The sequence below is a fragment of the Pseudoneobacillus rhizolycopersici genome (genome assembly GCF_054786815.1).
Window position 1 is genome coordinate 134,175 of record NZ_JBTOOE010000009.1, and the last position, 26,566, is coordinate 160,740.

The 26,566-nt window shown below is 42.1% G+C and carries 25 protein-coding genes, 12 tRNA genes and 1 pseudogene; 10 read left to right on the plus strand and 28 right to left on the minus strand.

The features are described 5' to 3' along the window. Nucleotides 1-230: 230 nt before the first annotated feature. A complete protein-coding gene (locus tag ACX9YW_RS11750) occupies nt 231-752 on the plus strand; it encodes a sigma-70 family RNA polymerase sigma factor (RefSeq protein WP_460346527.1) in 522 nt (173 codons plus the stop codon). Continuing rightward, nucleotides 749-2,131: a DUF4179 domain-containing protein gene (locus tag ACX9YW_RS11755; RefSeq protein WP_460346529.1), complete on the plus strand. Its 1,383-nt coding sequence runs from the start codon at nt 749-751 to the stop codon at nt 2,129-2,131. Before ACX9YW_RS11750 ends, ACX9YW_RS11755 begins: the two co-directional genes overlap by 4 nt. Before the next feature lie 135 nt (nt 2,132-2,266). On the opposite strand, the gene ACX9YW_RS11760 is transcribed toward ACX9YW_RS11755, so the two are convergent. After that, a complete protein-coding gene (locus ACX9YW_RS11760; RefSeq protein WP_460346531.1) occupies nt 2,267-2,719 on the minus strand; it encodes a VOC family protein in 453 nt (150 codons plus the stop codon). Between the two features lie 254 nt (nt 2,720-2,973). Between ACX9YW_RS11760 and ACX9YW_RS11765 the strand changes: the two genes are divergently transcribed. After that, nucleotides 2,974-4,170, plus strand: coding sequence for a CynX/NimT family MFS transporter (locus ACX9YW_RS11765; RefSeq protein ID WP_460346533.1), 1,197 nt, complete (start codon nt 2,974-2,976; stop codon nt 4,168-4,170). 149 nt (nt 4,171-4,319) lie between these two features. Here ACX9YW_RS11765 and ACX9YW_RS11770 read toward each other — a convergent pair whose 3' ends face one another. The 7 genes from ACX9YW_RS11770 to ACX9YW_RS11800 form a co-directional block, all read right to left on the minus strand. Continuing rightward, nucleotides 4,320-5,978: a M20/M25/M40 family metallo-hydrolase gene (locus ACX9YW_RS11770; protein ID WP_460346535.1), complete on the minus strand. Its 1,659-nt coding sequence runs from the start codon at nt 5,976-5,978 to the stop codon at nt 4,320-4,322. Between the two features lie 70 nt (nt 5,979-6,048). Further along, nucleotides 6,049-6,885, minus strand: a complete 837-nt coding sequence (locus ACX9YW_RS11775) for an arginase family protein (RefSeq protein WP_460346537.1) — start codon at nt 6,883-6,885, stop codon at nt 6,049-6,051. A gap of 39 nt (nt 6,886-6,924) precedes the next feature. After that, nucleotides 6,925-7,536, minus strand: coding sequence for a transposase (locus ACX9YW_RS11780; RefSeq protein ID WP_460346539.1), 612 nt, complete (start codon nt 7,534-7,536; stop codon nt 6,925-6,927). Between the two features lie 556 nt (nt 7,537-8,092). Further along, nucleotides 8,093-8,716 carry a GNAT family N-acetyltransferase gene (locus tag ACX9YW_RS11785; RefSeq protein ID WP_460346541.1) on the minus strand — a complete coding sequence of 208 codons (624 nt, stop codon included), beginning with the start codon at nt 8,714-8,716 and terminating at the stop codon, nt 8,093-8,095. 61 nt (nt 8,717-8,777) lie between these two features. Continuing rightward, complete coding sequence (locus ACX9YW_RS11790; RefSeq protein ID WP_460346543.1) at nt 8,778-9,650, minus strand: YitT family protein; 873 nt, start codon at nt 9,648-9,650, stop codon at nt 8,778-8,780. 115 nt (nt 9,651-9,765) lie between these two features. Further along, on the minus strand, nt 9,766-10,278 hold the full coding sequence (locus tag ACX9YW_RS11795) for a DUF2812 domain-containing protein (RefSeq protein ID WP_460346545.1): 513 nt from the start codon (nt 10,276-10,278) through the stop codon (nt 9,766-9,768). Continuing rightward, nucleotides 10,275-10,616, minus strand: a complete 342-nt coding sequence (locus ACX9YW_RS11800) for a PadR family transcriptional regulator (protein WP_460346547.1) — start codon at nt 10,614-10,616, stop codon at nt 10,275-10,277. The genes ACX9YW_RS11795 and ACX9YW_RS11800 overlap by 4 nt, the downstream gene beginning before the upstream one ends. Nucleotides 10,617-10,871: 255 nt before the next feature. On the opposite strand from ACX9YW_RS11800, the gene ACX9YW_RS11805 reads away from it, so the two are divergent. Beyond that, on the plus strand, nt 10,872-11,648 hold the full coding sequence (locus ACX9YW_RS11805) for a DUF1385 domain-containing protein (RefSeq protein WP_460346549.1): 777 nt from the start codon (nt 10,872-10,874) through the stop codon (nt 11,646-11,648). A gap of 63 nt (nt 11,649-11,711) precedes the next feature. Here the strand turns inward: ACX9YW_RS11805 and ACX9YW_RS11810 are convergent, their stop codons facing one another. Continuing rightward, on the minus strand, nt 11,712-12,908 hold the full coding sequence (locus tag ACX9YW_RS11810; RefSeq protein WP_460346551.1) for a hypothetical protein: 1,197 nt from the start codon (nt 12,906-12,908) through the stop codon (nt 11,712-11,714). Further along, on the minus strand, nt 12,905-13,474 hold the full coding sequence (locus ACX9YW_RS11815) for a sigma-70 family RNA polymerase sigma factor (RefSeq protein WP_460346582.1): 570 nt from the start codon (nt 13,472-13,474) through the stop codon (nt 12,905-12,907). The genes ACX9YW_RS11810 and ACX9YW_RS11815 overlap by 4 nt, the downstream gene beginning before the upstream one ends. A 293-nt stretch (nt 13,475-13,767) precedes the next feature. On the opposite strand from ACX9YW_RS11815, the gene ACX9YW_RS11820 reads away from it, so the two are divergent. Together ACX9YW_RS11820 and ACX9YW_RS11825 are read left to right on the plus strand one after the other, a co-directional pair. After that, a complete protein-coding gene (locus ACX9YW_RS11820; RefSeq protein ID WP_460346553.1) occupies nt 13,768-14,415 on the plus strand; it encodes a two-component system sensor histidine kinase NtrB in 648 nt (215 codons plus the stop codon). A gap of 18 nt (nt 14,416-14,433) precedes the next feature. Beyond that, nucleotides 14,434-14,598: a hypothetical protein gene (locus ACX9YW_RS11825; RefSeq protein WP_460346555.1), complete on the plus strand. Its 165-nt coding sequence runs from the start codon at nt 14,434-14,436 to the stop codon at nt 14,596-14,598. A gap of 87 nt (nt 14,599-14,685) precedes the next feature. On the opposite strand, the gene ACX9YW_RS11830 is transcribed toward ACX9YW_RS11825, so the two are convergent. From ACX9YW_RS11830 to ACX9YW_RS11850, 5 genes are all read right to left on the minus strand, one after another. Then, on the minus strand, nt 14,686-15,894 hold the full coding sequence (locus ACX9YW_RS11830) for an AimR family lysis-lysogeny pheromone receptor (protein ID WP_460346557.1): 1,209 nt from the start codon (nt 15,892-15,894) through the stop codon (nt 14,686-14,688). A 180-nt stretch (nt 15,895-16,074) separates the two neighbouring features. Beyond that, entirely contained in the window at nt 16,075-16,731 is a 657-nt protein-coding gene (locus ACX9YW_RS11835; protein WP_460346560.1) for a hypothetical protein, read from the minus strand. A gap of 145 nt (nt 16,732-16,876) precedes the next feature. After that, nucleotides 16,877-17,467 (minus strand): YitT family protein, encoded by a 591-nt coding sequence (locus tag ACX9YW_RS11840; RefSeq protein ID WP_460346562.1) that lies wholly within the window; start codon nt 17,465-17,467, stop codon nt 16,877-16,879. A 100-nt stretch (nt 17,468-17,567) separates the two neighbouring features. After that, nucleotides 17,568-18,104: an HXXEE domain-containing protein gene (locus ACX9YW_RS11845; protein WP_460346564.1), complete on the minus strand. Its 537-nt coding sequence runs from the start codon at nt 18,102-18,104 to the stop codon at nt 17,568-17,570. A gap of 2 nt (nt 18,105-18,106) precedes the next feature. Beyond that, complete coding sequence (locus ACX9YW_RS11850) at nt 18,107-18,658, minus strand: 2TM domain-containing protein (RefSeq protein ID WP_460346566.1); 552 nt, start codon at nt 18,656-18,658, stop codon at nt 18,107-18,109. A gap of 86 nt (nt 18,659-18,744) precedes the next feature. On the opposite strand from ACX9YW_RS11850, the gene ACX9YW_RS11855 reads away from it, so the two are divergent. The 4 genes from ACX9YW_RS11855 (at nt 18,745) to ACX9YW_RS11870 (ending at nt 23,257) form a co-directional block, all read left to right on the plus strand. Then, nucleotides 18,745-19,341, plus strand: a complete 597-nt coding sequence (locus ACX9YW_RS11855; RefSeq protein ID WP_460346568.1) for a TetR/AcrR family transcriptional regulator — start codon at nt 18,745-18,747, stop codon at nt 19,339-19,341. Nucleotides 19,342-19,431: 90 nt separating this feature from the next. Beyond that, nucleotides 19,432-20,538 (plus strand): plasmid pRiA4b ORF-3 family protein, encoded by a 1,107-nt coding sequence (locus tag ACX9YW_RS11860; RefSeq protein WP_460346570.1) that lies wholly within the window; start codon nt 19,432-19,434, stop codon nt 20,536-20,538. Between the two features lie 254 nt (nt 20,539-20,792). Then, on the plus strand, nt 20,793-21,656 hold the full coding sequence (locus ACX9YW_RS11865; RefSeq protein WP_460346572.1) for a 3D domain-containing protein: 864 nt from the start codon (nt 20,793-20,795) through the stop codon (nt 21,654-21,656). A gap of 242 nt (nt 21,657-21,898) precedes the next feature. Next, nucleotides 21,899-23,257, plus strand: a complete 1,359-nt coding sequence (locus ACX9YW_RS11870) for an Ig-like domain-containing protein (protein ID WP_460346574.1) — start codon at nt 21,899-21,901, stop codon at nt 23,255-23,257. A 135-nt stretch (nt 23,258-23,392) separates the two neighbouring features. Here ACX9YW_RS11870 and ltrA read toward each other — a convergent pair. The 13 genes and pseudogenes from ltrA to ACX9YW_RS11935 all read right to left on the minus strand — a co-directional run bounded on the left by ltrA (nt 23,393) and on the right by ACX9YW_RS11935 (nt 26,566). Further along, nucleotides 23,393-24,654 (minus strand): annotated as a pseudogene (gene ltrA / locus ACX9YW_RS11875) (group II intron reverse transcriptase/maturase). A 612-nt stretch (nt 24,655-25,266) separates the two neighbouring features. Further along, nucleotides 25,267-25,340, minus strand: a tRNA-Ile gene (locus ACX9YW_RS11880). 4 nt (nt 25,341-25,344) lie between these two features. Continuing rightward, nucleotides 25,345-25,418: transfer RNA gene (locus tag ACX9YW_RS11885), tRNA-Gly, on the minus strand. Between the two features lie 10 nt (nt 25,419-25,428). Continuing rightward, nucleotides 25,429-25,503: transfer RNA gene (locus tag ACX9YW_RS11890), tRNA-Gly, on the minus strand. A gap of 6 nt (nt 25,504-25,509) precedes the next feature. After that, nucleotides 25,510-25,584 (minus strand) — tRNA-Gln (locus ACX9YW_RS11895). A 19-nt stretch (nt 25,585-25,603) separates the two neighbouring features. Next, nucleotides 25,604-25,679: transfer RNA gene (locus tag ACX9YW_RS11900), tRNA-His, on the minus strand. Nucleotides 25,680-25,720: 41 nt separating this feature from the next. After that, nucleotides 25,721-25,805, minus strand: a tRNA-Tyr gene (locus ACX9YW_RS11905). A gap of 12 nt (nt 25,806-25,817) precedes the next feature. Beyond that, nucleotides 25,818-25,893: transfer RNA gene (locus tag ACX9YW_RS11910), tRNA-Phe, on the minus strand. A gap of 43 nt (nt 25,894-25,936) precedes the next feature. After that, a tRNA-Asp gene (locus ACX9YW_RS11915) sits at nt 25,937-26,012 on the minus strand. Nucleotides 26,013-26,054: 42 nt separating this feature from the next. Continuing rightward, a tRNA-Met gene (locus ACX9YW_RS11920) sits at nt 26,055-26,128 on the minus strand. Nucleotides 26,129-26,222: 94 nt separating this feature from the next. After that, nucleotides 26,223-26,315, minus strand: a tRNA-Ser gene (locus ACX9YW_RS11925). Between the two features lie 15 nt (nt 26,316-26,330). Further along, a tRNA-Met gene (locus tag ACX9YW_RS11930) sits at nt 26,331-26,404 on the minus strand. 86 nt (nt 26,405-26,490) lie between these two features. After that, nucleotides 26,491-26,566: transfer RNA gene (locus tag ACX9YW_RS11935), tRNA-Lys, on the minus strand.

Here is a 26,566-nt window from a genome sequence, read left to right on the forward strand (position 1 = left end):
CTTTCCAACATTCAGTTTATCAAAAAAATGTGGTATTTTCCACATTTGGACATATGAGACAATTTTACTATTTTTTTAATATATAAGACTTTCACTTCGAAAAGCTGTTCAATTCCCATTATTGACCATATTTTCCTACTATTCAGCTATAATGAACTAAAAAAGTTTCCAAACAATGGAACCTAATCCCCAACCCAACCATCTAAGTGATAGAAAGGGGTGCTAAACCAATGGAAAATGATGTTTTACTTGCTCAACGGGGTGATAAAAAAGCGTTCACCCGAATCATTAAGTCTGTTGAGAAGTCGTTGTTTCATGTTGCAAGATCGATGCTGCGGACCGACGCCGATTGTTTAGATGCGGCCCAGGAGGCCATTTTAAAAGCTTATCAGTCGCTCCCGACCTTGAAGGAGCCAAAATACTTTAAAACGTGGATTACGAGAATCCTAATCAACGAGTGTCATGCCATCATTCGGAAAAATTCGAAACTGGTCATGATTGATGAGTTAATAGAGCAGGCGGCGGAACAGCCAATGGCTGAGTTTGTCGACCTGGAAAATGCGTTGAAATTTTTAGAAGAAGATCATCGAGTAGTGATTCACCTTCATTACATAAATGATCTGTCCGTCGCGGAAATGGCGGCCATACTTGAGATACCGGAGGGCACCGTCAAGTCCCGGCTCAATCGCGCCCGTGCGAAATTAAGTTCACTATTACAAGTGGAGCAAAACGAAGGGAGAGTTCGAGTATGAGTGAAAAATTAACACAACAATTAAAACAGTGGGGCACAGGGAAACAAGAAGAAGAAGTGCCAGAAATGTTCCGTAATGGCATTGATGATTTATTGAAAAATTTACCTGCAAATGTGGACCGAAAGTCTTCCTATAAAAAACGAATCCTTATGTCAGTTGGTTCCATCGCTGCCGCCTCCTCCCTTGTCATTGGGTCAGGCTTTGTTTCGCCGACGATGGCATCGGTTCTAAGTGAGGTTCCTTTGATTGGCTCATTCTTTGAAAAGTCAGCCGATCCCATTTTAGTTGAAGTGAAAGATAAAGGACTTGTCAGCGCCGTCGAAAAATCGGCAACTGACAAAGGAATAACGTTGACGTTTACCGACATTTTCTATGATGGTACAAAATTGGCACTAGCATACCATTTGGATATGGCTGAAGACCTACCGAAGCATGGGGCAATTGAAAAAGACAAAGGTTTCCCATTCACATTAAAAGCGAAAATGAATAATGAAGATATTAGCTTTATGGCGGGGGCTGAGGAAAAGCCGGTCGATGGCGGTAACGGGGAATATGCTGGGATGATTTCGATGGATGTTTTTGCAGAATCGAAATTGACTGGTCCGTTGACGTTAAACCTTGTTATCAATGAAGTCCATGGACATGAAGGGAACTGGGTGTTCCAGATTCCGATTGAAAATCAAAAGGTAGTTGCAAGCACAACAAAGTTCACTCCAGGGACCACGGCAAGTTTGGAAGACATTCAGGCGGTTGTTGATGAGATCAATTTCACCCCGGCTTCAAGTGATGTGACGATTACCATTACCGCACCAAAAGAGGTGATTAACGATGTTGATTTCATGATTTATGATGAGGCGAAAACGTTAATCGGTGGCATGAGTGGATTCGGTGGGGTGATTGAGGAATTAGACAATGGCCAGGCCACAATGAAACGCACGATTACCTTGCCAAAAATGGAGGATGTTCCTGAGAAACTATATATCGAAATGTTTAAGCTAAGAGACTTGACCGGTAAAACAGTTGAATCAAAAGGTTATAACATCGCGCTTTCAAATGACCATTTCCCGATTACGCTTCCAGTTGGTGGGGACAATGCCATTATTGTGACGGGTGTCGAATACAAGAAAGATAAAACTCTATTGAAATTTGTCGTGGAAGGCGAACCAATCTTGCAAACGCAATGGATGACCCTTGAATCCGAAAACAGCAGACTGGAGCCACTTGGCCCTAGCCCAGTAAGAATCGGCGGAACTGGCAGTTCAATGGAATTCGCCAAAGAATTCACAGCAGTCACACCAGGAACCCCGCTCCAACTAATCACGCAAATCGAAGAAAATTGGAGTCGCGAATCCACATTTATCGAAGTGAATCTGAAATAAGGATTGTGACAGAGATTGGTGCCTCAGAGATTGGTGCCAGGCACTAATCTCCTATTTTTCACCAAACAAAGAATCTTTTCTTCATCCTAGCAAAAAAGGAAGCACTGGGAAATCCCGTGCTTCCTTTTTTGATGGTTATTTATTTATTTTCAGCCACTCGCTCAAATAAATGACGCCCAATTCAGGCCGGGCTTCCTGATTTAACATGGTAATAAATTCGAGTGAATTTCCATCTGGATCATTGAAATAGACAGATGCTGCCGGCATCCAGGTGTGTACGATTGGCTCAGTAGGAGCCAAACCAAAGTCCTCTAGCGCTTCAATGTCTCTATCTTTTAACCAGCTGATGGCATTTTGCATTTCCTCATTAGTGATCCCAAAGGCGATATGTTTACGTGTGACAGCACCTTTCGTTTCCCAAATCCCCAGCATTTGTTCCATCTTTGGCTCTTGTCCAAACCGAAAAAACGCGACTCTTCTCTCCTCAATTTTATGAACCATTGTTAGGCCCAGCTTTTCATAAAAGTGGATGGCCTCTTCCAGATTGCCAGTGGTTAAATGTGCTTCGAATAAATTCATGTTCTTCATTTTGAACGAACCCCTTTCCTTATCTATACATCCATCATAAAGCATGGGTAAAATGAAAAAATCATTATCTTGAATGAAGTATTACTACGACTTTTGGATGATATTTTAGATACTTGGTTTGGTGCCTGTCACCAATCTCCTACAATTTTCCAACCACACATATTCAGATTGGTGGTTAGTAAAGTATCTGGGGTGACTTGTTTATTAATTATGTTATACTTTAGAAAGTTTACATCTAGAGGTGAGGTTCTTTTATGAATCCAAAGACAAAATCAACGTTTCAATCAACTTATATCTATTTATTTATTGCTGGAATTTTATTAGTGGCATTTAATTTACGGCCAGCGTTAACTTCATTGGGGCCGTTGGTGGGTATGATTCAGGAGGATGTCGGCCTGACCCACTGGAGTGCTGGTTTACTGATGAGTCTGCCGTTAATTATTTTCGCCATCATGTCCCCGCTTGTCCCAAAACTTGCATCGAAGTTGGCAAATGAGCGGACCTTACTGTTAGGCTTAACGGCACTGTTAATTGGAATTGTCATTCGGACGATCCCAACTACTTTTTTCCTATTTGCGGGAACTATTCTTGTCGGATTCGGCATCGCGATTGGAAATGTGCTTTTACCCGCGGTTGTTAAGGAAAAATTTCCGCGTAAATTCGGTTTGATGACGAGTGTTTATTCTACCTCGATGGGGTTAATGGCCTCTCTGGCTTCCGGGGTCAGCGTTCCGTTGGCAGTTAACTTACATCTTGGCTGGCAAGGAGCACAAATCGCCTGGGGGATCCTGGCGATTGTCGCCATTGTCGTTTGGCTATTCCTCCTTAAATTCCAAACAGGTGAACAGAAGGAACTGAAGAAATTTCAAGTGGGATCAAAAAGTATTTGGGGTAGCCCACTTGCTTGGCAAATCGCCATTTTCATGGGATTTCAATCTCTTTTATTTTACGTCACAGTCTCTTGGTTGCCAGAAATTTTACACAGTCGTGGTTTGAGCCTAGAGAAGGCCGGCTGGCTTCTTTCGTTTACGCAATTAGAGGGGTTACCTGCTAGCTTTATCATTCCCATGCTTGCTGTGCGATTCAAATCACAAATTTGGTTAGCTTTCGCTATGGGGGTATTTTCCATTATTGGCTTTAGCGGATTGTGGCTTGGTTCTTCCTATCCTGTTTTAATCATTAGCATTAGCTTAATCGGTATCGCACTGGGAGGAGCTTTTCCATTAGCCTTAAGCTATATTGGCCTGCGTGCCCAAAATGGAGCACAAGCTGCCGCCTTATCCGGCATGACCCAATCATCGGGGTACATCCTGGCGGCCATAGGACCGTTATTCATCGGCTATCTTTTCGACAAGACCCATTCATGGACTACCCCACTGATGGCTCTAATCGGCGTCTCCTTCATCACCTTGATCTTTGGGATGCTAGCTGGGCGAAATCGGTTCGTCTAAAACAAAAATGGCACTTTAGCGCTTTAAAGCATGTGGGGACTGTCCCCAAGTTTTTTAAAGCACTAAAGCACTAAAGTGCTTTAGTGTTTTAAAAAATACATTTGCTTAAAAATGCTAAAGTGCTGTTTCATTTTCGGTGCCTGTCACCATTACCCTAAAATATTCCAAATTACTAACCTGGTTAAGTTTGGTACGATTTGGAATGAGTATTGGGCTTCGGCGCGTTCGAGTTTTTTGTGGGCGTCGATCCCGTATGGTCCGATGTTGATGACTGGGATGTTGAGGTCGCGGATGTCTTGGTATTCGACGTGGTGTTTGGTGCCCCAACCAGGGTTGTTTTTGGAGACGGCGTCTAGGCCCTCTTGGTCGTCACTTAACGCAACGAAACTCATATCCGATATGTACGGGAAAAAATTCCGTGTGACAATCGGGTATGGGTACTCAGGTTGAATCGCCTCCACGGCGCTTTCTAACGCTTCAATTAACACCCGCTCATGATCCGTTTTCCCGTTCAATTCGATTCTTGGGGAATAGAGTGATGAGTAGAACAGAATCATTGCCGGGCTCTTATCGTCCATCCATTTCCAAACTTCCTCCACTACTTTTGCCGCAAACATCCGCGTGTCTAAACTCGTATCATTCAGCAATTCCTTCTTGAAAGCATCCATATGACTCACATAGGCAGGGCCATTTTTATTAATAAGCATTTCTTCCATTTCCTCATAGGTAATAACGCGTGGCGCCCACGGAATCGCTTGATATGGCTCACCACTCATTTGGCAATACTGCTGATACCGGTCTTGGAAAGAATCTAAAGCCCGCTGGAAGGCAATCTCCGCTTGATCCTTCAATTTCGCCAGTACATCTTTTGGCGACCAGGAATGGATGAAAAAATTGTAATATACATACGCGGATAGGGCGGTTTGAACCGTGTAAGATGGCTTCAAATCGGTTTGTTTTAACGAAACGGGTGGTACCGTCGTTTCGCCATTGGCCTCATTACAAAGCTCCGGATTATAGTTAATCTGCCTTGTCAACTCAGCCGCAATAAAGTTCGGGTCGAGCCCTTCAAAACAGGAGCCAACGTGAGTCTCGGCACCAGTGATGAAAAACGATGGCAGCAGCTTCCCGACCGTGCCCTTATAAATATAACGGTTTGTATCCCCCTCATAACGTGGTGACACGAAATCCGCATTAATCGCAGCTACATAATCAAAACCATGCTCCTCGCGCCACTTTTTCAAAATCTTCAGGGCTGAGAGAATTCCATGCGAACCATCCTCTTCATCACATTCCGATAAAAACACCAGGTTGCCATCTAGCTCTTCTGGGTGCTCGGCGTAATAGTTTAGTAGATAAAGATGGCTAGCAACTCCAGCCTTCATATCGAGAATACCACGGCCGAACAGCCAATCGCCGGATTCCAAATGGTCTTTCACAGCGGGTGGCAGATCCTCCGTTTGTAGGGCGCTCATTAATTCTTCGGGTTGGCAGGCAAGACCCTTGAGGTGATTAAAATCATCAATCCCCACCGTGTCCATATGGCCCATTAGAATGACCGTTCGGTTGCTTGGCGTCGGAGATTTCGTCCCCTTAATAAAAGCCAGAACGTTGTAACGTTCACTGTCATCGTGAATCGTTTGCTGGATTGTGAAATGGGAGGGATTAGCCTTAAAATAAGGAATCTCCCCAATCATATTCAGCAACGCGTAAGCCATCTGCTTTTCCCCAGCAGTATTAACAATACTTTCAATCCTCGCCAACTTTTTCGTTACCGCCAAAACTTCTTCATGACAATTTAACAGCATTAAGTCCCCTCCAGGATGAAGTTATTATTCTATTGATTTGAAAAAATTAGGAGATTGGTGCCTGTCACCGTTATGGTAAACTAAACCGCAGCAACTCTACTATTGTTTTTGCACATGCCCCATCTTGGTCTTTGTCCGCGGAGAATTCGGTGATTTCGATGCCTTTTACTCGCGGGTCGTTTAGGATTAGTTTTAACAGGCTTGCTGCTTGGTCATAGCCCAGCCCTTCTTTGCTTAGGGAATAGGCTGCAGGCATCACTGATTCATGTAAAACATCCACATCAAAATGGACGAGAATGTTAGCATCACTTGGAATTTCCTTTAAATGTTGGGCCGCCCGCTCGAACGTTAATCCCTCGAATGGAACTACCTTGATTCCGTCATGGTTTTCATCGATTGACCCATGCGGTCCCAAAACAGAAATGGACTCAACCGAAATAGGCTCCTCTTTCCACCAAACCTTTTGGTCCTGAGTCAGAAACCAAAGCCCCATCCCGGCCGCGCCAAAACAACGGTCGCCACTTGGCTCAATCGTATCGATATGGCCATCTAGTACTAAAAGGTGGCTCTGCTCTCCGAAAACCTTTCTAAAGGCGGAAAATGTCCCTACCTCAATGCTGCAGTCTCCACCTAGTATGATGGAAAAAGCCTCCGGGCTGAATAGCATTTCGGCTTTTTCCTGAATGGCCTCCCACACCATCCGCGGTGCCGGCCAATTGCGGACCGGCCCGACATTATGTCTTGGAAGGTCGCTGCCATCTATGATATTTCCATAATCCAGGGTGATTCGGCCTGTTTCCTGAAGACTTTCGACTAAACCCGCTTTCCTAATCGCATCGGGAGCCAATTCTGTTCCAGGATACAAGGCACCAGCAAAACTTGGTATGCCAAATAATTGAATCTTCAATGAAATCCTGCTCCTTCCGTAAGGTTAAAATGACTGTCATTATCGCGAAGACTCTTTTTCTGCTCTATCTCTGTGCCCAAGTAATTTTCCATCGTATGAAAACCATAGGTTGGTATAGCCAGGCTGACGCAAAAAGGCATCATAATTTTCAACTTGAGGTTCGAGGAAATACGAAAGAATTCGCTTCGTGTCGACCAGCGAGGAGTTAAGTTGTCGGACATAAATATGGTAGCTGCTCCAAGGATAATCCTCCAGCCGCTCGACAATTTTAGCCCTTACCGGGTTAAGATGAATGTATTTGCTTAAATCTAGCTCATACTCCGAAGTTTCTACAAGTTCATCTCCATATCTCTTTTCAAAAACATGACCACAAGTATCGTACTTTTTGTTAAAATACTTGGCGTATTTTGTATTGACCCAGTGCATAATCGTACTTAATGGAATTTCCTCTGTTTGCAACTGCAGATGAACATGGTTTGACATCAAACAAAAGGAAAGGAGATGAAAGGTGTATCGGCTTTTGGCCTTTTCTAATAGAAATAGATAAAAAAAGCGATCGTTCTCATCATAAAAAAGATCTGTACGCCTCACTCCCCTTACCGTAACATGATACTGAGCCCCAGGATACCAAATACGAAGTTTACGTGACATACGCATCACCCCTATTGAATTAAGTTTCATCTTTATTGAATTCAATATATTTAGGGAAAAATCAGAAAGGATCGACTAACAAACAAGAGGTATCTACAAAAAACGAGGAAAATATAATCGAATTCACAACAACACAATTCGCCACAAAACCTCGAAATCCCTTCACCTTTTCGGAAAAAATTTGAGCGGTGCCTGTCACCAATCTCCTAAAAAATGGGGGATAATCACAAAAATCTATATGAAGTGTTGATGTTGCTTATGGAATATTTCCACACAAAATTTCCTTCTCTTCTACGAGTGTTTGTCACCAAGGTCATATTTTTTCCAAGATAGTGTTTTTCAAAAAAATGTTTGATTGGGTCTGCATTTGGTAGGCTATTTTTGGTGGGTTATTTGAAATTTTTGAAGGAGCCTTTCATAATGAATTGGCTTGGAGGACAAGGTTTCCGGGGATTTTTAAATATCCTTAAGTAGAAGTTTATGCCCTTACAATCGCACGAAGGAGGATGCATTCCCACTCCCAATGGTAACAAAGGAAGTTGGACTGCAACCTCCTCTATTCTATTGAGGCTAGAATCTTTTTCAATATAGCCTCCTTTTTCGCGACATCTGAATGTATGACATGAAAAACCTCGTTGATTGCGCTCTCTATTTGTTCCTTCGATAAAGGGGCTTGATCCCCGTAAGCTGACTTATAGTAAAGATACATTGGGAAACCGCCAGACTTAGTTGGTAGTTCATATGAAATAGGCAGTTTCTTAGCACCTAGCCTTTCATAAAAACGAATGCGTCGAAGTTGATCTTCCCTCTTATTTCCTGGATGGTCATCGGGTTTTTCCACCTCGATAAACATGCCTGACACACCTTCCTTGAATTTGACCAGTTCATTAAAAAACTGGGTCCCAATACCAGAACCTCGTATTTTTTGATTAATCGCCAAATAATCTAACCAAATTGCAGGCAGCCCTTCAAATACATAAATAAAGACATACCCAGCGATTACATTGTGATTGGGCTCCATTGCTAGGAGGAGCTTGTAACGACCGCTAGACAGCAACTCCTCCATATGCCCAAAACCCTTAACCTCTTCAACCGGGAAATCCTCCAAAAGACATTGGTACACGTCCTTAAACTGCGATAAAGATCCCTCAATAAACCTAATCGTATCAATCGGATTCATCCTACGTCCTCCTATGGTGGACAAATGTCCACTTATGGTGCCTGTCACCGTTAATGTCAACTTAATGAATATCTCGTTTCTTGAAGTTTCCGCCTTTTACTTCGGCGACGTCGTAAACGATGACGAAGGCGTTTTCGTCGATTTCTCGGATAATTTCTTTAATCTTGCTTTCTTCTAAGCGGTTAATCACGCAGGTAATTTCTTTGAATTGTTCGTTGGAATAGGCGCCTTGTACTAAATTAAGGGTTGCTCCACGCCCTAAGCGGTCCCGAATCGTTTCGACCATTACTTCTGATTGACTCGTAATGATTTTAAACGTTTTCAAACCGCTTAAACCTTCTTCTACAATATGTATGACCTTTGAGGCAATATAGTAAGCGATAGCCGATAGCAATGCCCCTGTCAGACCGAAAATCGTTGAGACAACAATAAAAACAAACAAGTTTAAAAATAAAATCAAATCGCTTGTGCCAAAAGGCAATTTACGCGAAAGCAGCACGGCCAACATATCAATTCCATCCAAGGCACCACCATTTCTCAAGGCAAGTCCCATCCCAAAACCGATGATAATTCCCCCGACGACAGTAATTAGCAGCGTATCCCCTTGAATAATCGTCTCAGTATGATGCATTAAAATCGTCCCAATCGATAGCGACGCAATACCGATGACCGAAAAAATCGCAAAACTTTTCCCGATTTGTTTATATCCCAGGTACACGAACGGGATATTCAGAATGGCAATGAGTAATCCCAACGGCAATCCCAATAATTTTGATCCAACAATACTCAACCCTGTCACGCCACCGTCGGACACATTGTTCGGAATTAAAACACTTTCCAGTCCATAAGCGGTGATAAATCCCCCAATAATAACCATCACCGCACGCAATACCATTTTCGATTTACTACTTTTTTGCCTTTTATGTAAATCCATCTAACATCCCCATTTCTTCTAAGTTTTAATGTAATTATATTCTTAATTTGCTATTTTTCAAAATGGCGCATTCAAATGGTGCCTGTCACCAATCGCCTATTTTCTTCCAAAACATTCACTCTCTCAATCTATTAATTTTCTGTCTAACTTTAACTATACATAGGCCGACGATTCCTAGGAATGAGAGGAGGAAGCCGCTTAGGAATGGGGAGTTGATGCTGATTGTAAGGATGACGGCTAGGATGATTATGGTTATTAAGGCCGAGATGAGTTGCTGGAGCAGTCCTTTGTATTTTTCAATTTGGTACTCATTTTCGGTGTAGATTTCCGGGGCTGTCTCTCCTTCAGCGACCGTACGGAAGTAGTGCCAATCACCGTAGCGAGTTACATATTCCCAGCCCGCTTCTTCAAAAATCATTTTATATTCATCCAAGTCCTCGTCACGGTTCGCCTTGTAGTCAAGCTTATATATATAGTTGGTTGGCTCCATTTTTTCAAAATGATAAAGGTACTTATAGGTCTTTAAAGCCCAGCCTTTCCTGGCCATCTCATTCAGCCATACTTCCTCATTGCTATCCTGCCAAGCTAAGAAAAACTTGAAAACCTTCTTGCTTTTCTTCGTTTTCATTCATTCTTCCCCTCCATGCTTTCGACCAGATTTCGACTAATTTCCACTAGGGCCTCCAGCCGCTTCCACTCCAATTTCACGATTTGCCTCCCAAGATCGGTTAGGACATAGCACTTCCTCCGCTCCTCATCCTCCCCAGTCTTGTTAATGATTTGGTCCTTTTCCAATTTACTTAAGGCCCCATATAGGGTCCCCGGACCAAGCTTCACTTCGCCCTTACTCATCTCTTCCACCTTCTGCATGATGCCATAGCCATGAAGCGGGGTGATGAGCGAAATCAATATATAATAGGTTGTATGTGTAAGCGGTAAGTACTGCGTAGGTGAGGTCTTTTTCATTGTGTGCCTCCAATTCTTTGATTCACAAAGTTTTTTCTGTTTGATTATAGCATAATGAAGGTGGTGTCGTAGGCTGTCAGACGTGGCAATGGAAAGCTTTTAGGCAAAGATTTTATTTTATGTAAAAAAAAGGTTGCAAATTATATATATTACGATTATTATATCGATTGAGGATATATCGCATAACGATACATCGGATTGTGATATAAAAATAACAAGTATAAAAATAGCATGAAATCAGAGGGGGGAACGATTGTGAATAATAATGAGTTATTGATCAATGGAGGAATGGCGCATAGCAATGCAGTCTCATTTTACGGGAAAAATTATCAATCAAAGGCCATTCGCAAAAAAAAGGGGGAAATCGAAGTTGTTGTTGAACCCATCAAAGCCTTACCTCAATGGTTAAATCGAGCACTAAGAATCCCTTTAGTCCGCGGGTTTGCCGACACTATTTATGGTTTCTACATGAAATGGTTCATCGGATTTCTATTCATGGTGGCTCCGATTTTGATGAATTATCGGATTCAGGCTGTTATGGAAAACATCAAGGAAGCTGGAACTGACAGAAATGGGTTCATTTTCGGCTTGTTAACCGGGCTATTAATGGTGACGATCATGCTAAAAGTGACGCCAATGGGAAAATATCACGCCGCTGAACATGTGATGCACAACCTCTACCTGCAGGGTCGACCAATCACAGTAGAAGAAGGAACAAAAGCATCCAGAATCCACGAGTGGTGTGGCACAAGTTGTATGGCTATTCTCATAGTTTATACAGCATTAATGGCATTCGTCCCGATTCCCGTCTGGCTGAAGATCCTCATTTGGTTCCCGTTCTACGGTGAAGTCATCATGAACGAAAACAAATTTGTGCGAACCATCTTTATGCCATTCAAACTGACAGGATATGCCTTCCAGCTACTTACAACAAGCAAGCCAAAAGAGGAACACTTAGAAGTATCACGCCAAGCGTTCCAAAGATTACTAGAAAAAGAACAAGCCCTAGTTAAGAAGGGCCAAACCGCCTAACTTCGCCAAAAAAGCCCATTTGCTTCTAAAAGCAGATGGGCTTTCTTATGGTGCCTGGCACCGTTATGGTAAACTAGAAAACTTCACTTTCCAAACCCCACTTTCGGTTTTGATCATGTTGAATTTGTCGCCGGTGATGTCGATGTAGGCTGTGTTGCCGTTTTCATGGGCAACTAAGTTGTCTAGTCCCTTTTCTCGTATTTTTTCGTAGAGTTCCTGCTCCCTTGCCAGCTGTTTCTCTACCACTTCGTTAGCAAAGGTCGCTAGGTCTGGTACATCCGGCCCACCAAGTAGGAAATGCCTTAATTCGATGTTTCCGAATTCAAATGCCTGCCAATAGAGTCGGAACACTTCAAGCGGCTTCAAACCTTTCAGCTCGTTTTCCGACAGCGTGGCCACCAATTTATCGTAAGTAAGAATTAACGTTTCCTCCACCATATGGTACTCTTTCTGCTGGGAAGGCTGCCCGGAAATCGTTCCTTCAAGTGAAACACCATTGATTTCAAACACTCTAGCCTGGTCATACTGCTCTAGCCCCGCTTGGGCGGGATAAGTATGATGGAAAATCGCATACATATCAATCCGAATTTCGACCTTCCTTTGTTCACCTTCCATAAGCCCTAACATCTCTGTTATCGCCTTACTGTCACTCATTAACTTAATCAGCGGAGTATCCCGCTCGACTCCTGCGACAAGTGGCAATGCCGATAGTGATCCTTTATCGGGTAAAAAAACGGCAAACTGCTGATTTTCTTCCGTCAATATTTCAATCGTTCCGGAAAGTTTCACATCCCCTTCAAGGACTATACCGAACCTCTTACTCTGCACATCTTCCGCAGCGACATTTTCCGGTACAAATGCTACTTTAAAACTATTCACTAGATCACCAACTTTTACCGTTGCTGGATCAATGACGAATCGTGAAATCTCCTTGACAGGAGCTGAGCCTGAACCACCATTCCTCTTCGGGGACTCCGAATCTACCATCGCCTGCTGCTGGGAGGTTCCCGAACCCTTTTCAAAAAAACGGCTAAAAGAATCACCCAAAAACGTATGAAATAGAATAAAAAATAGTAATCCAGCTGTACAAGTTGCTGCGAATGGTAATAGCTTACCCTTGGCCTTTGAATTAGGCTTCTGGAATTGAGCTTCCAACATCTTAACCCGAATATTCTTCCGATCACGTTCGGTAAAAATTTTATCATCCGAAATATAAGCATTGATATCCAGCTTTAAATTCTCCAAATTTTTCTCCATCATACCGTCCCCCCATTTTCATGATCTAAGACCGTTTTTAGTTTCTGCCGTGCCCGTCGCAATCTTGTCTTGACTGTTGCCTCTCCGATTCCTAGCAGTTCCCCAATCTCTTCTATAGAAAATTCTTTATAGTAAAAGAGCAGCAAAACCTCGCGATATTTAAGTGGCAATGCTAGGATTTGTTCGATCAACTCGACACGATCCTCTTCCATGGCCACCATTTTTTCAGGCGAACGAAGGGTAATCATATTCGTTTCTAAAAAACTCCCCATTAAACGGATTTTCCGGTAATGCCAGCTCTTGAAATAGTCCTTACATTTATTAACCGCAATGGAATAAATCCAAGTCCTGAGTGAAGATTTCCCGCTAAATGTGTCTATCTTCAAGTAGACATTGACAAAAACCTCTTGCGTTAGGTCCTCTGCAAGCGTGGCATTTTTCGTATATGTAAAAATAAATCGCTTTACCCCTTCACCATATTCATCCATCATCCACTCCAAAGCCCTCGCCGGCTCCATCGCCAAAACATCCATTTCCTTACTAAACCTATAATCAGCCTGGTAACCCACCAAAACCAACCCTCCTTTTCCTACCCCTTTGACGACACCCAACGAGAGGAAGTTTCAAAAATAAGGGAGGAAATTTAGTTAACCATAACGGTGCCTGTCACCGTTATGGTTAACTAACACCGTTATTGTCAACTAAAGCAACATTGTGCCAACTTTTTGATTGGATGAAAGGTTGGCACAATTTATTATATTTTCAGTTTTTGAGTATATTATGTTGGTATAATGAAAATCAATGAAATTATTTGATACTGAGGTCATATGATATGTATAGTAGAGAAAATGAGGAGGCTGGGATGCCTTCTAGAGATTCTGTTCAAATTCTGGCTGCCGGTATTGCTCATGAGGTGCGTAATCCGCTAACGGTGGTGCGAGGATTCCTTCAGCTTTTAAAGGAAGAGATGAATCATCCATACTTAACGACCATGGAGCAGGAGTTAGACAAGGCATTAAGCACATTAACCAATCTACTCCATGTTACAAAACCAGATATCCACGATGAACCGTCGACCCCGATTGATCTATGCAAGGAACTCGACTCCATCGCCTACCTTTTTCAAGAGAAACTTTATAACATTGAAATTGTTAAACTCTATCAAAACCCTGGAGTCATGGTCGTCGGGAAAAGAAATGCACTCATCAAAGCGATTTTCAACCTGATGAAAAACGCCATCGAAGCGATTAGTCATAACGGCAAAATCGTCATTGAACAGTTTGTAAAAGATGACCGAATCAATCTGAAAATTACCGATTCCGGAATAGGGATTGCCAAGGAGAACCTAACCAAGTTGGGCACGCCCTTCTTCACTATGAAACGGGATGGGACTGGAATGGGCTTAAGCCAGGTTTTTTCCGTCGTCCATCACCATAATGGCCGGATATCTGTCCAGAGCGAAATCGGAAAAGGCACCACTTTTCATATTTGTTTACCTTTAACAACTTAGAAATGGGAGAGATGTTTTTTGGATAATCATGATGAGAAAGTGGAAGTATCTTATCAAGTCATATCCGAAACGGAGGAGACTTTAACGGTGGCCTTTTTTATCGATAACCAGCTGTTTCATATCGTTTCCGGTGAACGGGGCATCATGATTGAAAAATTAACTAAACTATTTGGTCAAACGTAAGCGTTTACATTTTGTTAATGCTTTTTCCGAATGGCTAAGAGGGTTTATTTTACTAAAATAAACCCCTTGCCACCTTCGGAATCATCTTTATGTATAAACAGGCAACGGGGAATTTTCCCTAATCCTTAGCATCAAATCAATCATTGACTGATCAAAGCCGAGCCGGGTCAAATCCTTAATAGCCAAGTATCCTTCATTGATCTGGTTCAATTCAATACATTTTAACAGCGATTTCATAAGGATTGGGATGCTATTCTCGATCACACCACGACACCAAAGCAGAATTTCGTCTTCGCGTTCCTCGGGGCTGAGGTTATTAAGAATTTCCTTTGCCATGGCTAAATTATTTATTTTAATATAATACAGCACTTTCACCTGGGGATGTTTCAAGTCCTCTTCCCGTATTCCCTCTAGGTCATTGCCAATTAACTTGCTCCTCGGAATGATCGGGTCCAAAATAAAATCAGCAATATACCGCAAACTGTCATCATAGGTAGCGCAATGTCTAAGGATGTTTTCGGCTTGGGTAAAATAGTGGCAAGCCTTCTCGTGATTGTGATATTGAAAGGTAACCCCCAAATTATACAGGTTAATCCCTATAACAATGGGCGAAATCGCGTGTTCCATCGATTGGTGGAAATGTTCCACACAGGAATCAATGAACTGATAATTGCCTAACAACGTGATATGTCCACAATATAGGTAATATTTGGATAGGTAACTACTTTTAATAGCCCCATTGGGAAGGGCGTCGAGAATCTCTTTCGCCTTAGCACCGTATTGCTGGGCCAGGTCGAAACGACTAGCCGTCGTATAATAATAATGCATCAACCGGATATCACGAATCGCCTTTAGTTCATCTGTTTGCACCGGTGCGGTCAAAAGTGCGTGCAAATAGGAATCATGATCGATTTTTCGGAGCCGATAATCATTCCATAGGATAAAACAATCCGCCCATTCCTTATGTTTCGTCGATGACGTTGTTTTCAACATATTCGCGATTGTACAGATGGTTTGATTATCCCGCTGCAAGGTCGCGAGTTCCAGCATTCCCTTGATGGATTGGATTGATTTAAAGCTAGGAATTAACCGTTTCAGCCATTCGTAGGATTCAAGATTATGAGGAAAGAAATAGTTTAGAATCCGATAAACATCCTCAAAATTCGGCACCCGCTGCCCATTAATAAACTTATTAAAAATACTCCGATCAATCCCCAATACCTCACTCAACTGACTAATCGACAAATCCTTCTTCCCTATCTCCTGATTTAACCGCGACAACAGCTCCCTATCCATAACCACACACTCCTGCTAAATGCATTTTCCAATAAATTACCATAAGTATTACCCAAAACTCCATCCTTTAACACTTTAAAGCATGTGGGGACAGTCCCCGAGTTTTTTAAAGCGTTAAAGCGTTAAAGCGCTTTGGTGCTTAATATTTTAGGAGGCGGGCGGTAGCCGTTTTCGATAGGCTTAGCCTGCCATTTCTTTTCCTGCTGCCTCTATAAAATAGGCAATTGTTGCTCGCGTGAACAGGTTTAATTCCTGACCGATGCCAAGCCTGTCTAGAGCCTCATCCACACTTTCCCGTACTTGAACCTGCAGTCGTTCAAATGAGACGTTATCTGGATTTTTACCAAGCAATCTTGCCGTTTTACTTAATTGACCCTTATCTGCAATCGTCGTCATGATTTCGATAAACATACAAATGAGAAACCGATTGATATAGGCACTTGGCCGATTTCCCGTCCGATTTGGATGTTCCGTGACGTGATTAATCAAATCAATCTCGGCCAGCTGACTAATCATGTTTTCTTCCACAGGACCAGCTTTTCTCAAGACAAATAAACTTCTAATCTTTGCTAACGTTGAAGGCTTAATCATCAGTGACTTGAAATTGTCATGTTTGGCAGCAGCAGATCCACTTGACGCAATTGCCTCCATATGAGGCCCAACCAAATAATGTTGAAAAAATCCAAGCCTTTTAAAACCCGGAATACTCTCATCCCATCTAGCTATTTTCCGATGAAAATCATTAATCGTCTTTAAGGCTAAAGAGTCCCTCTCATCATTTTTTTGTTCAAGGTATAAATGATACGCCCTTTGCACAAGCTTATCAGTCATTTCCACTCTAGTCCTCTCCTTTAATAAAGCATTATCGATATTTTTATTTTACAAAACAACAGCAACGTAATATGTAACTATACTTACTTTAACACTTTAAAGCATGTGGGGACAGTCCCCACATGCTTTAAAGTGTTAAAGTGGGATACGTTTATTTGGTGTGTTCCAGGTGCAGATGGTGGTGGAGACGCCGACGAATAGGATGGTGATTAGGGAAAGGAAGAAGGTTTCTTTTGATATGAGCAGGCCACCAAGGCAGATGACTATAGCATCTAATAGGAAGATAAGGATTCCCACATTCATTAATATGGACGATGTTTGACAGAAATTGCGCCAGTAGGTCCGTTCCTCCTGTACTTGTGCCCTGACGCAGCATAATCCCAATCCCCAGTCCGACCAAAATTCCGCCAATAATAGAACTTAGGAATGGCTCAAATCTTATGAAAGACAACATTCGAGAATGGCCTGGCACCAAAAAATCAATATTAAACGATAAAAACAGCATTCCATTTAAGCTATTTAAAAAATAGTCTCTATTATAAAACCATGCAATCACAAAAATAGGAATACTCATTAAAATGATTGCTAAACCTACCTTAATCCCTAGTAAATACTTCAGGATAAGACCTAATCCAATAATACCTCCATCAAGTAGCTCATACGGGACTAAAAAGAGATTAATACCAATTGAAACAAGAAAACTCCCAACAATAATAGCTATCACTTTCTTCACCAAATACATAGAAACCACACTCCACATTTCGTTGGACATGTTTTATGTATATGATTAGCTGTCTAAAAATATGGTGCCTGTCACCAACCTCCTAAAATAAGGAAAAAAATCATCTCTGCACGATTTTCGGTGCAATTTTATGTCCAAGGTAGAGGACGAGTACGGTTAATATTCCATAGGGTAAGGAGGTGAGGATGTCACTAAATTGAATTACGTTTTCTGTAATGAGTCGAATAAACAAATATATGGAATATGGAAGGGTAACAAAAATGGCACTCCCTACCCCAAGTGCGTATGTGCCAAGCACAAGTGATTGACCAATATGCATGAATACATGTAGAAAAATTAGAGCATTAAATTCAACAAAAGGTCCGTAGAAATCGTAATCAACCGCTATGTATGTAGCTACGATATAAATTACCAACTGAAAGAACACTGGAATTGAATACTGTGCAGCGGTTATTTTAGACATATCTTGAAACGTCTGCTTCAGTCTAGCCGGAACACGGTGATGCACCTTATGAAAGTTCCTCTTAAACCACGCCTCAACAAAAATTATTTCCTCAAAGTCATGAATCATAAACGTAATTGGAAAGAGCCACAACAGTGTCGCGAAGCTGGTGTTTGCATTCAACCAATCAATCATTTTCACATCCGTCCTTCTTTAACGGATTCTTTTTTAGGAAAGATCGTATAACTAAAGCTCACCAGAAAATCGATGACTAGAATAACCGTCCATAGAAAGAGAATGTTTAGGAGTGCCTCCGTACGACTTTTATCACCGACTAGAAGAATCATGATTCCAAGCATCCCATTGCCAATCGCCCATCCCTGCAGATGACGATACCAACCTTTTCGCTCCATTCGCGCATGCTCCACCCCAAATGTGACTCTTTTCGTTGGTTTAGGTCCATCTGAAAATTTATAGGCAAATCTTTCGTCGGCCCAATGAATCATACGCTTTCCAAAAGCAATCGTCATCCCAATATAATAGGCTGCTAATCCGTGTAATATGGTAGCTTCCCCACCATTCCTTAAATCGAGGATAGTTGCAATAATTAATAACAGGTCAATGATAGGTGTACACCATAGAAGAATTGCCCCTGGTTTCTTTTGTTTAAAAATATACCGAGTAACCAAACCAGCGATGACAAAGAGCCAAAATCCAATTTCGCAAGCAACAATGAGCCAACCAATCATTTTGTAATCTCCTTTTTAATACAAATGTACTAAAAACAATTTAACACGACTGTATTAAAAAAGACAATGCAGGTTATAATAAAAATATGCCAAAAATAGTTAATCACGATAAACAAAAGGAAAAAGTAGCTGAAGCTGCCTGGAGAGTGATTCGAAGAGAGGGTCTCGAAGGTGCATCGGTAAGGAAAATAGCCGAAGAGGCTGGAATCTCACCTGGATCGATGCGACACTATTTCCCGACCCAATCCGATTTACTACTCTATTCAATGAACCTGGTCACCGAACGTGTAAAGAAAAGGGTACAGAGAATCGAATTTACAGGAGATCCGGTTCATGACGCCCAGTTGCTCTTATTTGAATTATTGCCAATTGATGAAGAGAAAAGTGTGGAAATGGAGGTTTGGCTCATATTTAACATCAAAGCACTCTCTGACTCCTCTCTTCAAAACCTTGTAGAACAATTGTACCTTGAAACAAAACAAGCAATAACCTACATTATCGACACATTCATTAACCAAGGTTTAACCAAAAACAACATAAACAGAGAAACAGAAATTCAAACCCTATACGCCCTAATCGACGGCCTAACACTACAAGCCATCATGAGACCACAACAAGTCACACCAGAAATCATAAAGAATACTATTTTGCACCATATCCGGTGCCTGTCACCATTCTCCTAAAATAAGGGAATCATCTACATGATTAAGTTGAAAATTTATTAATGGATTTTGTGTTTAACATTTTACCACTATGCCTTAGGAGTCATATTCATGATAATTCAATGTACAAAAAAGCTTTTAATTGAGTTAAAGATAGCACCATCAGCTGTTTCAGAGGAAGCGGAGCTGTTTTCTTGGCATGCTAATATAATGACGATGAATCGAAGAAAAACGGTTGTCCTTATGAATGATAGCAATCGGTACATCCTTGTTCTTTATAGCTTAAAAGCGAAGGATTTTAAAAATATAAATGAGCTCATTTTACAAGCCATAACGGAAACCTTTCGTCTAGAGGAAATCAAGGATGAGGTGATTGAGGCATATATTTCTCAGTCCAAGGAAATCTCATTCACCACAACGAAAAATAAATCACTAGTTGCCAGACTGAATAAAGCTTGTGACCATGTTTATTTTTTCGAAAATGACATTAACCCACATTCCATTCATCAACCTGCTATCGCCAAAAAGGCTAGCCGCTTAATGGTGGGGGATGGAAAGAACTACATTAATCCAAATGAAAAATTATATCGTGAGTTAGAGGCCTTGGTTGGTGGACCAATTTTTAATTCAGAGGGCTTTATTCTTCATGTAAAATTACTCTTAGAAAATCATCAAGTATCGCGAAAAATTGCCGTCCCAAAAAGGATAACTTTTCCGGGGCTACATGAAACCTTGCAAATTGCTTTCGGTTGGAAGGATTATCACCTCCATGAGTTTAGTATTTATGACGGACCACCCATTCCCCTCGATGAAATAGGCAAATGGGAAAACCGAATGCCAATTCTGAATTTAGTCTGTAATGAGGAGGCATTGAGTTATGACTTTGGAATCCCGATGAAACTTGAAACTGGCGAGAATCTCATTGACTATTTTCCTGCTGAAATCATCTATAGATATGACTTAAGCGATGATTGGCAGCACCATATTACACTTGAAAAAATGATCGACAATTTTGAAATGAATCATCCCATATGTCTTGGCGGAGAAGGTAATACCCCACCAGAAGATGTCGGTGGAGAAGGCGGATATGAAGAATTTCTCGCCATCCTGGCCGACCCAAGCCATCCGGAACATGAATTTATGAAATCTTGGGGAACCAGACAGTTCTACGAAGAGTTTGATATTGAATCCGTAAATAGAAGACTTCAGCGCGTATAATATTCCACGAGCTAGTTTAAAGCAGGAGGCTTAGTCCTTCTGCTTTTTCTTCATATTGAGGATTTGGCATACACCTTAAAAAATGTCCACGACTCGTGGACAAATTAACCTAAATTGTCCACGAACGGTGCCTGTCACCAAAATACCGACATAAAAAGCCTCCCTTTGTCGAATTTTGTAGGGTAAACACTGGCATTAATCATTAAGCAAATGCTTGAAGAATTAGCAGCCAAGGAACATGGAGGGTAAAAGAAATGCTTAAGAAGAAATTAACATCATTGTTAGCAGTTGCTGTACTCTCAGGAACTGTAAGTGCTAATGTCCAAGCGGCATCTGTAACAGCACCAACGGAAAGTGCCCTATTGGAGCAAACAGAAACCAACGGAAAGCCAATAGACGTCATCAATAAGGGTGAAGTGTTAGCAACGACACCCAGGCACATGATAAAAGAAGGTGATACACTGTGGATCATCGCAAAAAAGTACAAAGTTAGTGTGGAACAAATCATGAAATGGAACAACTTAAGCACTGATTTGATCCACCCGGGGGTAGAACTATTCGTTCAGAACCAAGCAGTCCTATCCCAGAAGGAAGAATCAATTGCGGCATCTATTTCAGAAAATTCCAAGTCAGATGCTGAATCTAATCCACCACCAAAAGAGGAATCCAGTTCATCAATTCTAGGGGTAGAAGAGAAAAGCACCAAAGACAATTCGGATGCACAAGCCGCAGAAAATAACTCACCAAATAAGGAAACTCAAGATAATAAAGAAATTGAGTCAAAAACCAAAAATGATAAATCCGATTTATCAAACAAGAAGAAAAAATCAAAGGTTATTACCGTAAAAGCCACAGCCTATACTGCCTACTGCAAAGGATGCTCCGGTATCACCAAAACGGGAATTAATTTGAAAAAAAATCCGAAGAAAAAAGTCATCGCCGTTGACCCTAAAGTCATCCCACTAGGAACCAAAGTACACGTCGAAGGCTTTGGTACAGCCGTCGCCGCAGACATCGGCAGTGCCATCAAAGGAAAACGAATCGACGTCTTCATCCCAAACAAAAAACGCGCCATCAAATTTGGAGTAAAAAATTTGAAAGTAACAATAATCGATTAGGTGCCTGTCACTCATCTCCTAAAAAATAGTAGACTGGTGCCTGTCACCAATCTCCTAATAATTGGGACACGGAAGTAATCCGTGTCCCTTTTTCTATTGGAGTTTTGGAGTTTCTTTCCGTATTGATCTTTTCTTTTCGTGAAATGTGAATTTCACACTAGCTACGGGCTAAAAAGGACATTAAGATATGGGTAAGGATCATTTTTACAAGCCAATATTACTATGGCTTAAGGAGGAAAAATATGAGGTCTATAAGTCGCTTATTAATTTTTTTATTGTTTTTTCAGTGTTTTAGTTTCGGCGGTTTGGTAACAGCAGCAGTTTCCTGGGGCGACACGAAACAAGCAAACTATGATACCTCAATCCCAGGGACAGGTATTTTCTGGTCTGATCCCCTTGGACAGGGAGGCATGAACCTGTCGACTGGTAAGATGACTCGTGGCAAAGATGCAGATATTGCGTTTTCCCTTGATGGAAACAATATGGGAGCGAACGCGATTGTTGACCTTGGTGAAGTGGATTTTACAAATGTCGATGGGAACCAGGAAATTGGCTACCTCACAATGGTTGATGCCGTACCTGGACATGTTTACCTAATCAAGCGGGCGAACGGCTCCCTGGCAAAATTGAAGATGATTCAGTATTCCAACTCGATAATTTCGCTCGAATATGCCTTGGTCGGATCACCGTCTTCCGATACAGCCACTTTATCGTCTATTAAAATTGGCCAAACACTAAAATACAATGCAAACCCAGTTGCCTTGAAGGTAGTGGCCACTTTTAGCAATAAAAAGACGGCAGAAATAAAGTCTGATGCTGTCACTTGGAAGTCCAGCAACACCAATGTCGCAAATATTAGCTCTAAAGGCGTTGTAACCTTTACTGGAAAACCTGGAAAGGTAACGATCACAGCCACCTATCAAGGCAAAACGGCTAGCGTCACTACAACCGTCGGGAATGTAGTAAAATCACTAACAACCGCGACAAAGCTAGCCTATAGTAATAAACCAGTGAAGATTGTCCTTACCGCCACCTATGCGGATGGTAAAAAACAAACCGTACAAACGGGGGTTGTTTGGAAATCTAGCAACACTGCTGTGGCAAAGGTCACCTCAACAGGGATTGTTACCTTTACCGGCCAGAACGGAACTGTTACCATCACTGCATCGTATCAAGGAACAACTGCTAGTTTTAAAACGACGGTATCTCTAAAACAAGACCAAACAAAAGAGTACGCAAAACTCCATGGGAAATGGAAACTATGGATCCCTGGTTCCATGCTAGAATACTTTTATAAAGATACAGGTAAATATGCAGGTGGTGAGTACACAAAGGGTGCCTCAAATGGAGCGCTTACGATTAATAAGGATGGCACATACCTGTTGAATGGGAAAAAAGAAAAGTGGCGAGTAGCAAAAGCAGGAGAAGTCTATAATCACCCTATTTCGATTATCTTGCCTAAAGCCTCCGAAGACGGCCACGACATCGCCGTCACCTTCCACGACAGCAAAAAAGGCTACATCAAACTCATGTGGGACAGCAAAGGAACCTACACAGATGGATCAAAAATCTGGATTTTTTCTTCGGAAGGGTATAAATAAAAGCTGGTGCCTGTCACCAATCACCTAAAAATATCCAAATCTATTTCATACTCGACAATCAATCGAGTAGGAGGGGGTGACTAACCTCCGACTTCTCACACCACCCTACATACCGTTCGGTATAGGGCGGTTCAATTAAGTTTGACGCAGAAATTCATATCTTTGATATAAACTTTTCAACCCTTGATTACTCCAATATGAGTTATCAAGGGTTTTGTGTAGAATAGGACTACAAGATATCCTCCAGTATTTCTTTCTAGAGTTTCCCCATTCATATGCTTTGTTTTCTGGAACACCCAAACCTTTGAGTTTTCTTACCCTTGTCTTTGGTGTTTTCCATTGTTTCCAAACAATCATACGAAGTCGTCTTCTTATCCACTCATCGAATTCTTTGAACTTGCTTGGTGTGTCTGCTAATGCAAAGTAACCACACCAGCCAGTAAGGTATTGGTTTAGTTTCTCTATTCTCAGTTCCATAGGGATTGAGAAAGAGCGCGAGGTTAGGTCACGAATTTTAGATTTTAGTCTATTAATACTTTCTTTTGCAATACGAACCTTCGGGTTCTTATTGAAAGTGAAACTAAAACCCAGAAATTTCCTTTTTCCACGGACGGTCAACTGCCGATTTCTCCCTATTCACTTTAAGTTTTAACCTTTCTTCTATAAAGTGTGTTATTGAGTTCATTACTCGTTCGCCCGCTTTCTTGGACTTCGTGTAGATGTTGCAGTCGTCCGCGTACCGAACAAATTTGTGACCTCACTGTTCCAACTCTTTATCGAGTTTGTCCAACAGGATATTAGAGAGTAAAGGGCTTAATGGACCACCTTGCGGTGTTCCTTCCTCGACATCATATTTCACACCGTTTATCATGACCCCAGCTTGGAGATATTTTCTAATGAGTTTTAAGACCATGCGGTCTTCAATTCTATTAGCCAATATCCCCATTAGTTTATCATGGTTTACCTTGTCAAAGAATTTCTCTAAGTCCATATCTATTACCCATCTGTAGCCTTCCATTATATATCCCTTTGCCTTGCGTACAGCGTCATGTCCTCTTCGATTTGGTCTGAAACCATAACTATGCTCCGAAAAGGATGGGTCAAATAATGGGGTTAGCACTTGGGCAATGGCTTGTTGAATGAATCGGTCTGTCACGGTAGGTATCCCTAGTAATCGTACCCCGCCGTTCGGTTTCGGGATTTCGACTCGACGGACAGGGAACGGTTCAAAGGTACCATCCTTTAAAGAATTACAAAGTGAATCCCAATTATCGTAGAGATGTCTTCGTAGGCTTTTAACGGACATTCCATCTACGCCGTGACTTCCGTTTGTTTCTCTCCACACGTTTAAGTGCTTCTATTAAGTTTTCCCGTGACAGAATCTTATCCATTAACATTTGATATTTCCTTTCGACGTGAACGTAGAATTCTGTTTGTGTTATTCCTGCTCCACCCTCTTAAAGTCCCCAGTGGGATTCACCACGTCCTCCTTTAAGTAAGTCCTATACGGATTGTCTGCTTCTTCACAGGAATTGTACGCCTAGTTCCCGTTCTTCCTAATTGTTCAGTCCTTCCCTCACCATCTCGAGTAGGTAAGGTACTATGACCTCTGCTGACTTCTGATTGTTCAGCTATCTATCACTAGATAGGTTACCAAGTGTACTTGGCATGTCAATCAGACCTCCCCAGGTAAGAGTGCAATCTTTCCCTCCATCTATCTGCTTCATTTACTTTATACCACCTTCGGCAGAAAGGACTTTGTTTTGTGTTGCAAACTCATCCAATGGTATCTAGCCTTATATGAAGTTCGTGTTCCTCAGACCGGAGGTTTGCCGCTCGCTTCCTTCAGATTCCGCGTCACCACGGACACCCTTGCGTTAAGCTACTGCTACTTCTGCCTTCACAGTTCGGGACTTACACCCTATAGATTGCACCCATGCTGGGCGCACAACAAAAAATCCGCCTTGTTTTGCGACAAGGCGGATTTTTATTTATTTTCTTATAGGTAGTGGGCCTAAATGGACTTGAACCATCGACCTCACGCTTATCAGGCGTGCGCTCTAACCAGCTGAGCTATAGGCCCAATATGGAGCGGGTGATGAGAATCGAACTCACAACATCAGCTTGGAAGGCTGAGGTTTTACCACTAAACTACACCCGCATAATATAATTGGAGCGGAAGACGGGATTCGAACCCGCGACCCCCACCTTGGCAAGGTGGTGTTCTACCACTGAACTACTTCCGCGAAAAATGGCTGGGCTAGCTGGATTTGAACCAACGCATGTCGCAGTCAAAGTGCGATGCCTTACCGCTTGGCTATAGCCCAATCATAGTATAAAATTTAATGGGGCGATCGAGGGGAATCGAACCCCCGAATACCAGAGCCACAATCTGGCGTGTTAACCACTTCACCACGACCGCCATAATGAATAATTATTCATAAAATGGATTCTATCCAAAAATGGTGGTGGGGGACGGATTCGAACCGCCGAACCCACAGGGAGCGGATTTACAGTCCGCCGCGTTTAGCCACTTCGCTACCCCACCAAAACAAACAAATGGTGGCTCAGGACGGAATCGAACCGCCGACACAAGGATTTTCAGTCCTTTGCTCTACCGACTGAGCTACTGAGCCACACAAAAAATATATATCAACAGCAGCAACCTGCTGGGATAAATGGCGGTCCCGACGGGAATCGAACCCGCGATCTCCTGCGTGACAGGCAGGCATGTTAACCGCTACACCACGGAACCAGAGTTATTTCAAGTGTATTTATTGAAAATAACTTACATTAATTGCGGAGGCAGGATTTGAACCTGCGACCTTCGGGTTATGAGCCCGACGAGCTACCGGACTGCTCCACCCCGCGACGATAAAAAACAAAGAAATTATGCCATACATTTTCAAAACTGTACCGATTTCAGAAAAGCTAATTTAGAACAAGCACATATTTATAAAAAATATGGCGGAGGAAGAGGGATTCGAACCCCCGCGCGGTTTAACCCGCCTGTCGGTTTTCAAGACCGATCCCTTCAGCCGGACTTGGGTATTCCTCCGTGTAATAATGAAAGTAGCGGCGGAGGGGATCGAACCCCCGACCTTACGGGTATGAACCGTACGCTCTAGCCAGCTGAGCTACACCGCCATAATTCTAAAATAGTAAATACACTGCAACGTGAAAATTCTTTATGTTTCTACTAGATCCAACACATCGCGTATATTAAAAATAAATGGTGAGCCATGAAGGACTCGAACCTTCGACCCTCTGATTAAAAGTCAGATGCTCTACCGACTGAGCTAATGGCTC